A 15,168-nucleotide genomic window follows, 5' to 3' on the forward strand; every position below is an offset into this window, starting at 1 on the left:
TTGAGTGGTAGAAAGGCATATTCTGTCACAAGCCTTACGTTAATAAAGGTTTATGGCACTATTTGTGCCTCGTTTGACTATATTTCGGGCGACATTGCATGTTTGAATTAAAAAAACTTATCTCAACCTTGATAATGCCCTTGCCCGCGCTGCTGTTGTTGGGTCTTTTCGGGCTATGCCTGCTTTGGTTCTCTCAGCGTAAAAGGCTGGCATCTTTTGTTATCTTCGTTGCGTTTGCTGGGATTTTTCTCACTTCGTTTCAACCGGTCGCCTCGGGGCTCCTTCGTCCACTTGAGCGTCAATACACCGCGTTTCTCCCTACGGAAAAACCGGTAGACTTTGTAATGGTACTGGGCAACAGTCATGTGGTCGATGACGCTATCCCCCCAACCTCTGAGCTTTCTCGTGCGGCGTTAATGCGTCTGGCAGAAGGCATCCGTATTCACCGAATGTACCCCACTTCCAAGCTGATTTTGTCAGGCTATGACCATGGTTATGAAGTCAGCCATGCGCGTATGTTGGCACGAGTCGCAATGGCATTGGGGGTCAATAAAAACAGTATCCTGTTGCTTGAAACCGCCAAGGATACATGGGAGGAAGCCTACCAAGCCGCGTCGGTGGTTGGGAGGAGTAATCTAGTTCTTGTCACATCCGCGGCACACATGGATCGTGCCGTCTATGAGTTTCAAAGCGCTGGCCTCGATCCCATCCCCGCACCGACTAACTTCATGGCGCAAAAGCAAATTAAGCAGCCATGGATAAAATACGGTCCACGTGCGCAATACCTCGAGCAGTTCGAGCGCTATTGGCACGAGCGATTGGGACAAGCATGGCAACGGCTCCGTGACTTTATCGCTCAGCCGACCAATTAAGCTCACCAACGCGTATCACCCACCAAAAAAGCCGCGATTAATTCGCGGCTTTGTTATTTTCATTCGCAGTAGGCGTAAAACTGCACCTATGCGTTGCTATCGGCGGCTAAATAGGCGCGCACTGCCTCTAAGTCTGCTTGGGTATCAACGCCATGCGGCGGCGTCTGTGTGGCAACGGCTACATGGATCTTCTCGCCATGCCATAGCACACGCAGTTGCTCCAATGACTCAATCTTCTCCAACGGGCTCGGTATCCAGTGGATGTAACGGCTAATAAATCCTGCACGATAGCCATAAATACCAATGTGCCGCAGCAATGCTTGCGGGATCTCAGGTGATTCAGCCTCGAAGTGGGTGCGATCCCACGGAATCGTGGCGCGGCTAAAATACAGGGCAAACCCTTTTTGATCCGTCACGACTTTGACCACATTGGGATTGAACACTTGCTCTTGGTCATCAATCGCAACCGCCAAGGTGGCCATCGGTGCCTGATCATTCTGGCTAAGGTTCTCCGCCACTTGACCGATAACCGCTGCGGGGATCAAGGGTTCATCGCCTTGCACATTGACGATAATATCATCATCAGCAAAGCCATAGCGTTCGACAACCTCGGCCAAGCGCTCAGTGCCAGACTTATGGTCGGCACGTGTTAAACACACCTCTCCACCAAAGGCTTTGACCGCCGCTTCGATACGCTGGTCGTCGGTGGCAACAATCACCTGACTGGCACCCGCCGCTTGAGCGCGCTCGTACACATGTTGGATCATCGGCTTACCGGCGATATCAGCCAACGGTTTACCCGGCAAGCGGCTTGAGCCAAACCGCGCTGGGATCACCACATAAAACGGGCTCATCCCTGGACCTCTTCCAATGACATATCGCGAGCTTCTGATTCAAGCAGCACGGGGATACCATCAATAATCGGATAGGCAACACGATCAAATTTACAAACTAACTCATTGTTATCGCGCTGATAATAGAGTTTGCCCTGGCATGATGGGCAGGCCACAATTTCAAGCAGACGGTGATCCATAGCGTTCCTTTATTTTTTATTCGCGTTTGTTTGCAAACGTTCTATCTTGGCGAGTACGGCCTGAGCTGCCTCGTCAGGCAGCCGCGCCTCTACCGGTAAATACCACCAGTTATCTTGGGCGATCCCTTGGTATTTTACCGCATCTTTTTCTGTCATCAGTAAATGTTGCCCCTTCTTGCTCAAGCTGTCCAGCTCGTCGGCGTTGAGGGTTTGATGATCGTTAATCCCTTGGCTATAAACAGGTGTCACGCCCATTTGCTGCAAGGTGTTAAAAAAGCGGGGCGGATGGCCAATCCCGGCAACTGCCACTACTTGCGGTAGCATTGAGGCTTGGCATCGTTGTCCCGTACGTAGGTTAACCGCCAAGCCAGGGACCAGATGCATCCCCCATTCTTGGCCTTGTGGTGCTCCACCGTTAGTGACCAACATATCGACACTCTCAAGCCTATCGAGTGATTCACGCAACGGTCCCAGGGGCAGATAGTGACCGTTACCAAACCGACGCTGACCATCGATGATCACGATCTCTATGTCTCTATCCAGCTGGTAGTGCTGAAGGCCATCATCCGTGACCACGATATCGACACCTTCTTGCAGGATAAGTTTAACCGCCTCGCTGCGGTTGGGGTCAACACAAACCGGCACCTGAGTGCGGCGCGCAATTAATACTGGCTCGTCTCCCGCCGTGCGCGGTGGCGTGGTTTGGCTGAGTAATAGTGGATACTGCTCAGATTTGCCGCCATACCCGCGTGACACTACCCCTGGTCGGTAGCCATGCGCTTTTAGTTGTTCCACCAACCAAATCACAAACGGGGTTTTGCCATTGCCGCCAATCATGATGTTCCCCACCACGATAACCGGCACTGGCGCCGAATAGCGCCGTGTTTTGCCGCGTAAATATTGACGACGGCGATAGCGTGCCACGAGGCCAAATAAGGCGCTAAACGGCCTTAATAATACCGACCATAGCGGGCGTTGATGACCAAACCACAGTTGCTCTAGCATACTCAGTCACCAAACTGAATACGGTGAAGTTGTGCATAAGCACCGTCACGCTCAAGGAGTGCTTGATGACTGCCTCGTTCGACGATCTCTCCTTCATCCACAACCAGTATCTGATCGGCATCTTCAATGGTCGACAGTCGGTGTGCTATCACCAACACAGTACGATCTTTTTGCAGCTCATCCAATGCCGCCTGAATCGCACGTTCAGACTCGGTATCCAGTGCCGACGTGGCTTCATCCAGGATCAAAACGGGCGCATTACGTAGCAAGGCACGCGCAATAGCCAAGCGTTGGCGCTGTCCGCCCGACAAGCTCACCCCGTTTTCACCAATCATGGTGTCATAACCGTGGTCAAGCTCTCGAATAAAGTCATCCGCGTAGGCAAGCTTTGCGGCATGCTCTATTTGCTCACGGCTGTATTTATGTTCTGCGGCATACGCGATGTTATTCGCCACCGTGTCATTAAACAGGTGAACGTTTTGCGACACCACCGCGACATGCTGACGCAAATTACCCAGGGTATAGTCCTCAATCGGTACGCCATCGAGCGTAATCGCGCCACTGTCTAGTTCATAAAAACGGGTTAACAGGTTAGCAATGGTGCTTTTTCCTGACCCTGAACGTCCCACCAGGGCTAGGGTCTGACCCGCTGGCAGCTCAAAGCTGACATGATTTAGCGCGGGTGCGTCGCGAGTGGGATAAGTGAAGACCACATCCTCGACTTTAATGTCGCCACTCACTTGCTCCACCGCGTGTGTCCCGGTGTCTTTTTCCGTTTCCAGCTCCATCAGGTTAAATAAACTGTGGCAGGCCGCCATCCCGCGTTGGAACTGAGAGGTCACGTTGGTCAAGGATTTAAGTGGGCGCATCAGACCAAACATGGCACCAAATACTACTGCAAAGGTACCTGCAGTTAGCTCAGAGCGAATCGCCTCGGTGTTGGCCAAAATCAGTACCACCACCAATGCCATGGAGGCAATCAACTGGATCACCGGGTTGGCAATCGCTTGTGCGGACACCAGCTTCATGGTCTGCTGGCGCATACGATTACTGACTTTCTCAAAACGCGTCTTTTCAACGTCTTGGCCACCGTAACTTAACACTACTTTGTGCCCTTTAAGCATTTGCTCGGCGGAGCTAGTCACCGACCCCATGGCATCTTGCATATTGGAAGAAATGCGACGGAAGCGCTTAGAGACGATGCGGATAGAAATCGCCACCACTGGCGCAATCACCAGAAGAATGGCGGAGAGCTGCCAGCTTGACCAAAACATCAACGCCATCAAACCGATAATGGATGCCCCTTCGCGCACCAAACTGACCAAGGCGCTACTGGTCGCTGACGCGACTTGTTCTGAGTCATAGGTAATCCGAGAAAGCAGAGCCCCGGACGACTCTTGGTCAAAAAAGCTGACGGGCATTTTCATAAAGTGATTGAACATCCGGCGGCGCATGGTCATCACCACATGACCCGACACCCAAGATAAGCAATAAGCGGACACAAAGCTCGACAAGCCACGTATCACCATGAGTGCGACCAAATAGACAGGCATCCATTTGAGGAAATCGCCTTTGACATCATCATAGGTAAAGCCTTGGTCAAGCAGAGGCTTTAGCATTGAGAGCATCAGGGTGTCACTGGCGGCATTAATCACCAAGGCGATAATGGCAACAATCAGCCCTACTTTATAGTTGGCAATGTAGGGCCACAGCTGCTTAAACGTCTGCCAGGTCGTTTTATCTTGATATTCGCTCATTAAAATCGTTTAGATGTGTTAAACAGACGGGCATTCTACTCTTTTACAAGTCCGCGTCCAAATATACTGGCCGACGTTTAAACATCTGACGATACCAATAATCGCTGCGGTCCTGCCGCCAACGTGTTAACTGCCAACCCGAGTCGACACCCTGCCAACGCACTTGGCCATTTGCCGCCGTATCAAGCCAGGTGATACCGGCGTTTTGATAGGCCAATTTCACCTCTGGTGACGGAAGCTGCCATGGGTTGAGAAGCCCAGTTGACGCGACTGCCCAAACCGGATCAACGGCGCGAATAAACGCTGAGGAAGACGAAGACGCACTACCATGGTGGGGCACCAAAATGATGTCACTATTAAGCGCCTGTTTATCGGTCAGAGACGCCAACAAATCAGCCTCTCCACTCGCTTCTATATCGCCTGTGAGCAACAGGCTACGTCCATCGCCAGACACTCGGATCACACAGGAATCATCATTATCAGCACGCGCCTTTTGTGCTGGGGGCCAGAGTACCGAAAAGGTGAGTCCTTGCCAGCGCCAACGCTCGCCGGCCACACAGGCTTGATACCCAGCACGACGCTCACTGGCACGTCGCCACTGTGGTGAATAGGTATCAGACATAAACGTCGCCCCACCATCATGATCACTGTCGCCATGACTGAGAATGAGGCCATCTAACTGCCTGATTTGACGATGGGTCAGAATCGGCGCGATCACCGCTTGCGCAATGCCGCCCACCTGCCAGCGGTTGCCCGTGTCATAGAGCACCGCGCGGTGATTCTTACTGATCAATACCGCCAACCCATGCCCGACGTCCAACACATCAATTTGCCAATTGACCGGTTTAGGATCTCGCCACGCCACCACGGCTACGACCAGGACCAGCATCACCGCCTTTAAACGATGCCAGCGCCACCCGTAGAGTCCCCAAGCGAGCACCATCGCCGATATTGCCCAGCCTGCCGATGTGACTGGGGCGGGTAACCAGGTATCAGCCGCCAGATCGGCGAGTGCCATCACTGGTTGCAGGCTGGCATTTGCCCCACCCCATACCCAATCCGCAACCCAGGAAAGCGATAGACTCTCACTCAGCAGGCCAACAAAGACCAGTGGAACGGTCACCATACCCACCCAAGGCACCGCCACGAGGTTAATGGGCGTGGCAGCGGCGCTGATCCCTGCAAATAATCCTAACTGCAAAGGAAGCATTCCTACCAATAGAATCAATTGTATGCCGATAAGCTGCTTGATAGGACGAAGCCAAGGCCGTGTTTGTATTCGACCATCAGAGGCGGCATGGGTCAGCGTGTAATGCGCCATGCATAAGGCCCCCACAGCGGCAAACGAAAGCCAAAAACTCATTGAGAAACCGGCAAAAGGGTCGCGGAGCAATACCAATAATAAGGTTAACTGCAGCAAATTGAGCGGGGAAATCCGCGCTCCCAAGCGTTTACTGATTGAGACCAGCATCAAGGCAATGAGCGCGCGTTGCGTGGGCAGTGCAAACCCGGCCAATGCCGCGTAGAGCGAGGCCACCCCCATCGCCACGTACAAAGGCATCCATAAAAACAGGCGTCGTTCCGGGAGAAAGACGCGCGCCCAACGGCCGATTTGCCACCCTACCCCGTAGGCCAAACCAATATGCAATCCTGAAATAGCCATCAAATGGGCTAAGCCACTGTGCGTCAGGGTGTCCCAGTGCGCTGGAGTTAACCATTCCCGCTCGCCAAGGCTCAATGCTAATAAATGCGGCCCAAAGGCAAGCGGCGACAAAGCTGGGCTGAGTGTATCAAGTAACTGCTGACGCCAACTCACCTGCTCGGTTAGCCGCGTTGCTTCTTTGAGTCGGGCCTTGGCATGCACTCGCCGTGCAACGTAGTATTTTTCCGCATCAAATCCCGCCTCGTTTAACCGTCCGTAAGGGGGCTTAAACGTCACCACCAATTGCCAACGTTCACCTTGCTTGGGATAAGGGGGAGATTGCCAATAAACGCGCACTCTGGCTGAGCGAAAAGGCGGCAATCTTGTCTGATTAATTTTATCAACGTCAAAAATAATCGCTTGCGCCCCCGTTTTTGCGCTGAAAAGGGTGCCCACTGTCCCACTGATTGTAGTATCCTCTTGGTGTGAAATGACGTGGATCACGTCGGCTTGATACAAGTTTGCGGACAATACAGCCCAAGTGAGCCCTAACGCGCTTCCAGCAAGCCACCACCAACGTCTTTTCCACCCAACAACGAAGACGATAACTGTCATGATGCAGACCCAAATTGGCGGTAACATTGACCACCAAGGTAGCGACAGCACAGCCAGTGCGGCAGTCAATGTAAAGGTCAGCGTCATTGCGTAATTTCCAGGTAATGTAAACAGGTATGCCTAAGAAGTTTTTCCAACGCTATATGCCCAAGCGCGAAACATTGCGCGACAATAAGGCACTCAGGGTGTTTGGTAGCCTGTTGCATGACCCCAACTTATGGTGCCTTAACCGCCGGTCGGCATCTGGTGCCTTTGCTGTCGGCCTGTTTATGGCATTTGTCCCCTTGCCCAGCCAAATGATCATGGCCGCCGGGCTCGCGATCTTATTTGGGGTCAACCTGCCGCTCGCCGTTGCGCTAGTATGGGTAAGCAACCCCATCACCATGCCTGTGCTCTTTTACCTCGCTTATAAGCTCGGCACCTGGATGATGAATAGTCCGCCGTACCCGTTCCACTTTGAACTATCGTGGCATTACTTGGCGGAGCAAATGAGCCACATCGGCCCTCCGTTTTTATTAGGCTGCGCCACCAGCGGACTGTTGATGGCTGTCATCGGCTATTTCGCTGTACGTGGCATATGGCGCTATTCTGTGGTCAGAAGCTGGGAAAAACGTAAATTACGTTTACCCAAGAAAATAAAAGAAGTGTTGCCTAACCCAAACAAGCCTTCTTAAATCGTCCTGATTTAATCTACGCGAGGCATCAGACGCGACCAACCATCGTCGGGCAAAAGTGCGATGCAATCGTCAGCCCCGCGTCTGCACATGGTATTCCCTTCAGGGGTCAGCAAGGCAGATCAAAAAGAGCCCATTGTCGGGCTCTTGGTGTTAATACAATAAAGCGTATCAGTGATGACAGCATGCCAAGCGGCATAGCCACTATTTGGCACTCAACACCGCGGCAGGCTCGAGCTGACAAGCTCTTCGGGCAGGATACCAAGCGGCAAGCAAACTAAGCAGTATGGCAGTGATACTCACAAGTGCCACGTCCGCAGCATGCAGTTCACTGGGCAAGAAATTAATAAAGTACACATCCCCTGATAAAAAGCGATGCCCGAGCCACTGTTCGACCTGAGACAATATCGCCGTGAGATGAGTGGCGAGAGTGACGCCCAAGATACTGCCCAACACACTGCCTAAGGCACCAGAAAAGAGCCCATACCAAATAAAGATGCGACGAATCAGCCGATCTTCTGCCCCCATGGTACGCAAAATCGCGATGTCCGCGGCTCTATCTTTTACCGACATCATCAAGGTTGACACCACGTTGAAGCAGGCCACGCCAATCACCAGCACCATGACCAAATACATGATGGTTCTCACCAATTGGATGTCTCGATATAAATAACCGAACTCACTGGTCCAGTCTTTTAGATACACATAGGTGGTTAGCGTTTGGCCGACTTCATGCACAATCTGACGGGCCTGCAACACCGGAGACACCTTTAGAGACACACCGGTCACTGACTGTCCCATTTGCATAATAGATTGCGCGTCCTGAAGTCGCATCAGGGCCAATGAATGGTCAATTTGGCCACCAAGGCGTAACAGGCCTGCCACTTGCATTCTCACTCGCTTTGGGGCGCGTAATGCAAGTTGGCTGTCCGTCGCAGGGACCATGACCGTTAACCAATCCCCTTGACTAACGCCCAGCTTCGCCGCCACACCTTGTCCCAACACAATCTGCGACTGCCCGACTGGCAAGCTCTCCCAGCCACCTTCAATATAATCACCAATGCGACTCACGGTTTGTTCATTACTCGGATCAACCGCGCGAATTTTAGCAGGCTGTAACGCCGAGCCATGCTCCATCAACACCGTCAGCTCAACATAGGGAGCCGCAGCCTCGACATTGGGATGCTGCTCAGTCTGACGTTTGACCTGTTGCCAGTTATCGATAGGACCATTAACACCAAACACTTGGGCATGCGGTACCACAGACAGCACACGTTGATTCAACTCACGTTCAAACCCGTTCATCGCCGACAGGCCGACAATGATCACCATGACCCCCACTGCAATCCCGATCACTGACGACAAGGATATAAAGGAGACCAAACGGTTTCGTTGTCTGGCACGACTGAAGCGACGACCGATGGCCAGCGATAAAGGCTTCATGCTTCCTCCTGCCCCAGCAGTTGACCATCTTGCATGGTCAGCTGACGGTCTAGCTTGGCGGCGAGTTCGCTATCATGGGTCACCACCAAAAACGCTGTGCCATGCTGCGCGTTGAGCTGGCGCATCAAATCGTAGATTTCCAGCGCGGTGGTATGATCAAGGTTCCCCGTAGGCTCATCGGCTAACACTAATTTAGGTTCATTGACTAACGCACGCGCAATGGCCACACGCTGGCGCTCGCCACCTGAGAGTTCCGATGGACGGTGACTGAGTCGGTGTCCAACCCCGACCGCATTGAGCATAGCCGTTGCACGCTCAGACGCGGCGCTGTGGCGCATTTTGTTAATCAACAGCGGCATCATCACATTTTCCAGCGCGGTGAAATCGGCGAGTAAATGGTGAAACTGATACACAAACCCCAATGTCTGATTGCGCCGTTTCGCTTGCTGCGTGGCCGTCATTGCATTGACCGCCTCACCCTCAATCCACACATCACCTTCCGAGGGCAAGTCGAGGGTTCCCAGGGTATGCAGTAAGGTGCTTTTCCCCGAGCCTGAGGAGCCCACTATCGCCACCAGCTCTCCCGGGGCGATGGTCAAGGAAACATCATTTAATACGCAGGTCGGCTGTCCGCCCTCTTGATAGGTTTTACTGACGCGGTGACAGGACAACAAAGATTTACTCATAACGCAGTGCCTCAGCAGGGTGAACAGATGCCGCTTTAAATGCAGGAAATAGCGTGGCTAGCACACTTAGCACGACCGCTAAGCCTAATACCATCGCCACATGAAAAGGATTAATAACCACAGGTAACGCTAGGCCGTTACCCAGCAGACTCACGCCAAAAATAGACATGACTTCATTGATGTATGCCGATAGGAGCACACCAAGTACGCCGCCTACCGCCGCGCCCAGCACACCACTCAAGCTGCCTTGAGCAACAAAGACAGCCACAATGTCTTTATCTTTCATCCCAAGGGTTTTTAGAATCGCGACCTCAGATTGCTTCTCCATGACCACCATGATCAGCGCGGAAATAATGTTAAAGGCGGCGACAATCACAATCAGGCTGAGCATCAAGCTCATCATGTTCTTTTCCATTTTTACCGCTTGAAACAGCTCGCCACGCCAAACGCGCCAATCCGTCCAGGTATCGGGATCGGCGTGTGTCTTTAATTGGGTAATGGCAAATGGATCATCTAAAAACAGGCGTAAGTCGTTGGCTTGAGACGGCGGCTCCCCACTGAGTCTCGCCACATCCTCAATGTTAGCCAGCATTAACTGCCCATCGACATCCGTGCCGGTATGAAAGATCCCCGCTACCGTAAAGAGACGCTGTGCGGGGATCCGGCCTATCGGTGTAAAGCGGCTGGCACTGGTTACCATCACGCGCACGGCATCCCCGACGCGAAGTTGTAACTCAGAGGCCATACTACGCCCAATGATCACTTGATAGCGCCCGGCGGCCAGTGCCGATAATTCACCTTGCAATAAGTGGGCAGCCAAGGGCTCATGCGCACTGGGGTCGATACCCTCTAACAAGCCGGCGCTTAAGCCTTTGCGGCTTTGAATCACGGCATCCGTGGTTTGTATCGGCGCCGTATCAATCACATGAGGCCAACGCTCAATCACGGTTTGATCTGGATTTGCTTGCCCGTTAGCAATAATCGCATGGGGCAACACGCCAAGGATTCGGCCTTTCAGCTGAGCTTCAAAGCCATTCATCACCGACGAGACGGTGATTAACGCCATCACGCCAATAGCAATGCCTGCCGTCGACATCGACGAGACAAATCGGCCAAAACGGTCGGCTGAACGGCCGCGTAAATATCGCAAGCCAATAAACACCGACAAGGGTTGAAACATAGCGCACCTAGCTTACTGTTTTGATTCGTTGCAAGCATACCTGTCCCACACTGGGACGCCAAGCCAACCTTGCGTTAAAGCCAGGATTCACAGCATAAACACCGTCTCCTTTACCAAGAAAAAGCCACTAACCTTTACCTCTTGCCAAGGGTGCGTGATAATCATTAATACAACTGCAACCTAAGGCACAGTGATGAGCCAAGACGAATATTTTTCTGTGCGAGCGGCGATTCGCATTAATGTTGAGCCTCTTGCCGACAATCAAGTCCAGCCGGATGCGCAGGCTTTTACCGCCGAAATCCCGGCACCTTTTCGCCTAGCAAGTCAATGCGGCCAGCTCGATAGCGACGTAGAAAAAGATTTAAAGGCTATCGATCCAGAAGATGCCTCTGCGTTATTCCGGGTGCTGCAGGCTCAGAACGAAAAAATGACACTGATGATGGGCTATATGCTCAGTCACGAAGATCAGCCCAATCATCGCTTTGTGACACACGCCTTTGGGGCGAGCAGTTTTTCTTATCATAGTCATTCACCGCTTAAAAAAGGCGTGCATGCGCGCGTGAAGTTATTTCTCGATTATCCGCCGACGGCCATCTATTGCTACGGCGTCGTCACCGGGTGCGAGCCTGATGCCGACAGTGAGCAAGAAAATCCTGACTATGTGATCCAAATCCAGTACACCCGTTTATTGGAAGAAGACCGCGACACGCTCATTCGTGCGGCGCTGCATCATCAGCAGAAACTACTAAAAAAACGTGCACGAAACCGCAAACAATCAAGCAGTTAAAATCATGACCCAACAACCGCTCTATGCTTTTACGCTGCCCTCAGGGCCAGGCGATGTTAAACATCTCGGTAATCTATCAGGGGCTGCATTACCGCTAGCCATTGCCACGCTCACGCAGCAACACGCCGGCCCGGTGTTTCTTTTGGTGCCCGACAACCAAACCGCCGTGCGTTTGCAGCCCGCCATTCGCCAATTTACTCAAGGCCATTGCGACCTCTTTCCTGACTGGGAAACCCTGCCCTACGACAGTTTCTCCCCCCATCAGGATATTATTTCCGCGCGTTTGTCGTGCTTGTATCAGCTCCCTCATCAACAAGACGGGGTACTCATTGCGCCAGCGAGCACCGCATTACAGCGCGTGACACCGCGACATTTTCTCCATCAACATGCCTTAATGGTGAAAAAAGGCGATATCTTATCGCTAGAAAAACTGCGCGATCAGCTCACCGATGCGGGCTACCGTCATGTTGATCAAGTGATGGAGCATGGCGAGTTTGCCAGCCGAGGTTCGATCCTCGACCTGTTCCCAATGGGCAGTGACGAACCTTATCGTATTGATTTTTTCGACGATGAAGTCGACACCATTCGTCAATTTGACCCGGAAAACCAACGCTCAACCGGAGAGCTGGAACACATCCAGCTGTTGCCGGCGCATGAATTCCCCACCGATGACGCCGCGGTGGAGTACTTTCGTGGCCGGTTTCGCGAGCATTTTGAAGCGCGCCGAGAGCCAGAATCCATTTACCAGCAGGTAAGTAAAAAAACCTGGCCGGCCGGGATTGAATACTGGCTGCCGCTGTTTTTTGAACAAACAGAAACCTTGTTTGATTATTTGCCTGACAATACATTGGTGTTATCGGTCGGCGACATGGAAAGCGCTATTGATCATTTCCAAGCCGATGTGGCAAACCGTTATGATCAGCGTCGCGTCGATCCGCTTCGACCGCTGCTCCCCCCCGATGCGCTCTGGTTAAGTAAAGAGTCCCTGTTTACTACGCTTAAGCACTACCCACGCTTAAAGCTAGAAAGTGACACTGTCACTGAAAAAACAGGACGAGAAAACCTCGATATTGCGCCGCTACCAACGTTAACGGTCAATCATCAAGCCAAAGAGCCCCTTGCGGCGCTGCGCCAGTTCAGCGAGCAATTTGACGGCGACATCATTTTCTCAGTTGAGTCTGAAGGGCGACGCGAAGCGCTACTCGATCTCCTCGCCCAAGCCAAAATCCGCCCGATGGTGGCTAATGGCCTGCCCGAAGCCTTGTCGCAACCCGGTCGATTTGGCCTAATCATTGGGCCCGTTGATCAAGGCTTTATTGATAACACCCGCCAATTTGCGCTGATTTGTGAAAGCGATATGTTTGGCGAGCGCGCGGTACAGCAACGCCGCCGCGACAAACGCAAGCAAAACGTCAGCAGCGATGCGGTGATCAGAAGCTTGGCCGAACTAAAACCCGGCCAGCCCGTTGTACATCTCGAGCATGGTATTGGTCGCTACCAAGGCTTACAAACCCTGGAAGCCGGCGGGCTTAAAACCGAATATATGACGCTGGAATACCAACAGGGCGCCAAGCTATACGTGCCGGTGGGCGCACTACACTTGATTAGTCGCTATTCCGGTGGTGCGGAAGAAAGCGCGCCTGTGCATAAACTTGGCGGCGAGGCGTGGGAAAAAGCACGTCGCCGCGCCGCAGAAAAGGTGCGCGATGTCGCCGCCGAGCTGCTTGATGTTTATGCCAAGCGAGAAACCAAACCTGGCTTTGCCTTTAGCCATGACAAAGACGCCTATCGCGCCTTCCGGGCGACGTTCCCGTTTGAAGAAACCAGTGATCAATCACAAGCTATCAACGCGGTGCTGTCGGATATGTGTCGTCCCATTGCCATGGATCGCTTGGTGTGTGGCGATGTTGGCTTTGGTAAAACCGAAGTAGCCATGCGTGCCGCCTTCTTGGCGGTTAATAACAGCAAGCAAGTTGCCGTATTAGTCCCCACCACCCTGCTGGCGCAACAGCATTTCGAGAATTTCCGTGACCGCTTCGCTAACCTTCCTGTCCGTGTGGAGGTGTTGTCACGCTTTAAGTCAGCAAAAGAGCAAAAAGCGATTTTGGCCGATTGTGAAGCGGGTAAAGTGGACATTCTCATCGGCACCCATAAGTTACTGCAATCGGATGTTAAGCTGCGCGACCTCGGTTTATTGATTGTTGATGAGGAGCACCGCTTTGGGGTTCGCCAGAAAGAGAAAATTAAGGCGATGCGCGCCAATGTGGATATTCTCACCTTAACCGCCACGCCGATCCCCAGAACACTGAATATGGCGATGAGCGGCATGCGCGATCTTTCGATTATCGCCACCCCACCGTCGCGCCGCCTCGCAGTCAAAACCTTTGTCCGTGAACGCGAAGACAGTCTGATTAAAGAGTCATTACTGCGTGAGATTATGCGCGGCGGCCAAGTATACTTTTTACACAATGATATCGAGACCATAGAAAAAACGGCCAATGAAATCAGTGAAATGATCCCAGAAGCTCGCGTGACCGTGGCCCATGGCCAAATGCGCGAACGTGAGCTAGAAAAGATCATGAGCGATTTCTACCATCAACGATACAACGTGCTGGTATGTACCACCATTATCGAAACCGGTATCGATATTCCCTCAGCCAACACCATTATTATTGATCGCGCCGACCACTTTGGTCTTGCGCAACTCCACCAGCTGCGCGGTCGAGTGGGTCGTTCGCACCATCAAGCCTATGCGTATCTGTTGACCCCCCACCCAAAACGGATGACCAAAGATGCGGCAAAACGGCTGGACGCCATTGCCTCGCTCGAAGATCTCGGTGCCGGGTTTACCCTTGCGACTCAAGACTTGGAGATACGCGGCGCGGGCGAGCTACTCGGTGACGAGCAAAGTGGTCAAATCCAATCGGTTGGTTTCACCCTATACATGGACATGCTTGAGCAGGCCGTCGAGGCATTGAAAGAAGGAAAAGAGCCGAGTTTAGATGTATTGCTGAATGAACAAACCGACATTGAGCTACGCCTGCCTGCGCTGTTGCCGGATGACTACATTCCCGATATCAATATGCGTTTATCGATGTATAAACGCATTGCCAGCGCCAAGTCCAATGGTGATATTAATGAGCTGCAAGTTGAGTTGATAGACCGCTTTGGCCTGCTGCCTGACGCTACCAAGAATCTGCTTCATATCCAGCAATTAAAAATACGTGCTGCCGCATTAGGGGTGAAAAAGATCGAAGCCAGTGATCGTGGCGGCATGGTCGAGTTTCAAGAGGACGCGCAAATTGATCCCGGATTCTTGGTCGGGCTGTTACAATCGCGGCCAGACAAGTATAAATTTGACGGGCCAACCAAAATTAAGTTTATCGAAAGTCTCACCGATCGACGGGAGCGGATGAACTTTATTGATGAGCTGTTGACTCAATTTGCAAGTCACCAACTGGTCGCATAATGGCT

11 protein-coding genes and 1 pseudogene are annotated in these 15,168 nt (G+C 52.4%); 4 read left to right on the top strand and 8 right to left on the bottom strand.

What is annotated here, in order from left to right; translation table 11 throughout:
* Positions 1 to 98 precede the first annotated feature (98 nt).
* Complete coding sequence (gene elyC / locus BGL48_RS10120; protein WP_069362520.1) at positions 99 to 872, top strand: envelope biogenesis factor ElyC; 774 nt, start codon at positions 99 to 101, stop codon at positions 870 to 872.
* 86 nt (positions 873 to 958) lie between these two features.
* On the opposite strand, the gene kdsB is transcribed toward elyC, so the two are convergent.
* The 5 genes and pseudogenes from kdsB to BGL48_RS10145 form a co-directional block, all read right to left on the bottom strand.
* Complete coding sequence (gene kdsB / locus BGL48_RS10125; RefSeq protein ID WP_069362521.1) at positions 959 to 1,726, bottom strand: 3-deoxy-manno-octulosonate cytidylyltransferase; 768 nt, start codon at positions 1,724 to 1,726, stop codon at positions 959 to 961.
* Positions 1,723 to 1,905 carry a Trm112 family protein gene (locus BGL48_RS10130; RefSeq protein ID WP_046073143.1) on the bottom strand — a complete coding sequence of 61 codons (183 nt, stop codon included), beginning with the start codon at positions 1,903 to 1,905 and terminating at the stop codon, positions 1,723 to 1,725. Before BGL48_RS10130 ends, kdsB begins: the two co-directional genes overlap by 4 nt.
* Positions 1,886 to 2,910 (bottom strand): annotated as a pseudogene (gene lpxK, locus BGL48_RS10135) (tetraacyldisaccharide 4'-kinase). The gene BGL48_RS10130 and the pseudogene lpxK overlap by 20 nt, the downstream one beginning before the upstream one ends.
* A gap of 2 nt (positions 2,911 to 2,912) precedes the next feature.
* Complete coding sequence (msbA, locus tag BGL48_RS10140) at positions 2,913 to 4,667, bottom strand: lipid A ABC transporter ATP-binding protein/permease MsbA (protein ID WP_069362522.1); 1,755 nt, start codon at positions 4,665 to 4,667, stop codon at positions 2,913 to 2,915.
* Positions 4,668 to 4,710: 43 nt separating this feature from the next.
* Positions 4,711 to 6,924, bottom strand: a complete 2,214-nt coding sequence (locus BGL48_RS10145) for a DNA internalization-related competence protein ComEC/Rec2 (protein WP_176719653.1) — start codon at positions 6,922 to 6,924, stop codon at positions 4,711 to 4,713.
* A 116-nt stretch (positions 6,925 to 7,040) separates the two neighbouring features.
* Between BGL48_RS10145 and BGL48_RS10150 the strand changes: the two genes are divergently transcribed.
* On the top strand, positions 7,041 to 7,598 hold the full coding sequence (locus BGL48_RS10150) for a DUF2062 domain-containing protein (RefSeq protein WP_069362524.1): 558 nt from the start codon (positions 7,041 to 7,043) through the stop codon (positions 7,596 to 7,598).
* Between the two features lie 204 nt (positions 7,599 to 7,802).
* Here BGL48_RS10150 and lolE read toward each other — a convergent pair whose 3' ends face one another.
* From lolE to lolC, 3 genes are read right to left on the bottom strand one after another with little or no spacing between them, the layout of a single operon-like run.
* Positions 7,803 to 9,041, bottom strand: coding sequence for a lipoprotein-releasing ABC transporter permease subunit LolE (gene lolE / locus BGL48_RS10155; RefSeq protein WP_069362525.1), 1,239 nt, complete (start codon positions 9,039 to 9,041; stop codon positions 7,803 to 7,805).
* Positions 9,038 to 9,727, bottom strand: coding sequence for a lipoprotein-releasing ABC transporter ATP-binding protein LolD (gene lolD / locus BGL48_RS10160; protein ID WP_069362526.1), 690 nt, complete (start codon positions 9,725 to 9,727; stop codon positions 9,038 to 9,040). The genes lolE and lolD overlap by 4 nt, the downstream gene beginning before the upstream one ends.
* Positions 9,720 to 10,907, bottom strand: a complete 1,188-nt coding sequence (gene lolC, locus BGL48_RS10165; protein WP_069362527.1) for a lipoprotein-releasing ABC transporter permease subunit LolC — start codon at positions 10,905 to 10,907, stop codon at positions 9,720 to 9,722. The genes lolD and lolC overlap by 8 nt, the downstream gene beginning before the upstream one ends.
* 193 nt (positions 10,908 to 11,100) lie before the next feature.
* Here lolC and BGL48_RS10170 point away from each other — a divergent pair, with 193 nt between their 5' ends.
* Together BGL48_RS10170 and mfd are read left to right on the top strand one after the other, a co-directional pair.
* Positions 11,101 to 11,694 carry a hypothetical protein gene (locus BGL48_RS10170; protein ID WP_069362528.1) on the top strand — a complete coding sequence of 198 codons (594 nt, stop codon included), beginning with the start codon at positions 11,101 to 11,103 and terminating at the stop codon, positions 11,692 to 11,694.
* Positions 11,695 to 11,698: 4 nt separating this feature from the next.
* Positions 11,699 to 15,163 carry a transcription-repair coupling factor gene (gene mfd / locus BGL48_RS10175; protein WP_069362529.1) on the top strand — a complete coding sequence of 1,155 codons (3,465 nt, stop codon included), beginning with the start codon at positions 11,699 to 11,701 and terminating at the stop codon, positions 15,161 to 15,163.
* Positions 15,164 to 15,168 lie beyond the last annotated feature (5 nt).

The organism is Salinivibrio sp. SS3 (assembly GCF_001722105.1).
GTDB lineage: Bacteria > Pseudomonadota > Gammaproteobacteria > Enterobacterales > Vibrionaceae > Salinivibrio > Salinivibrio kushneri.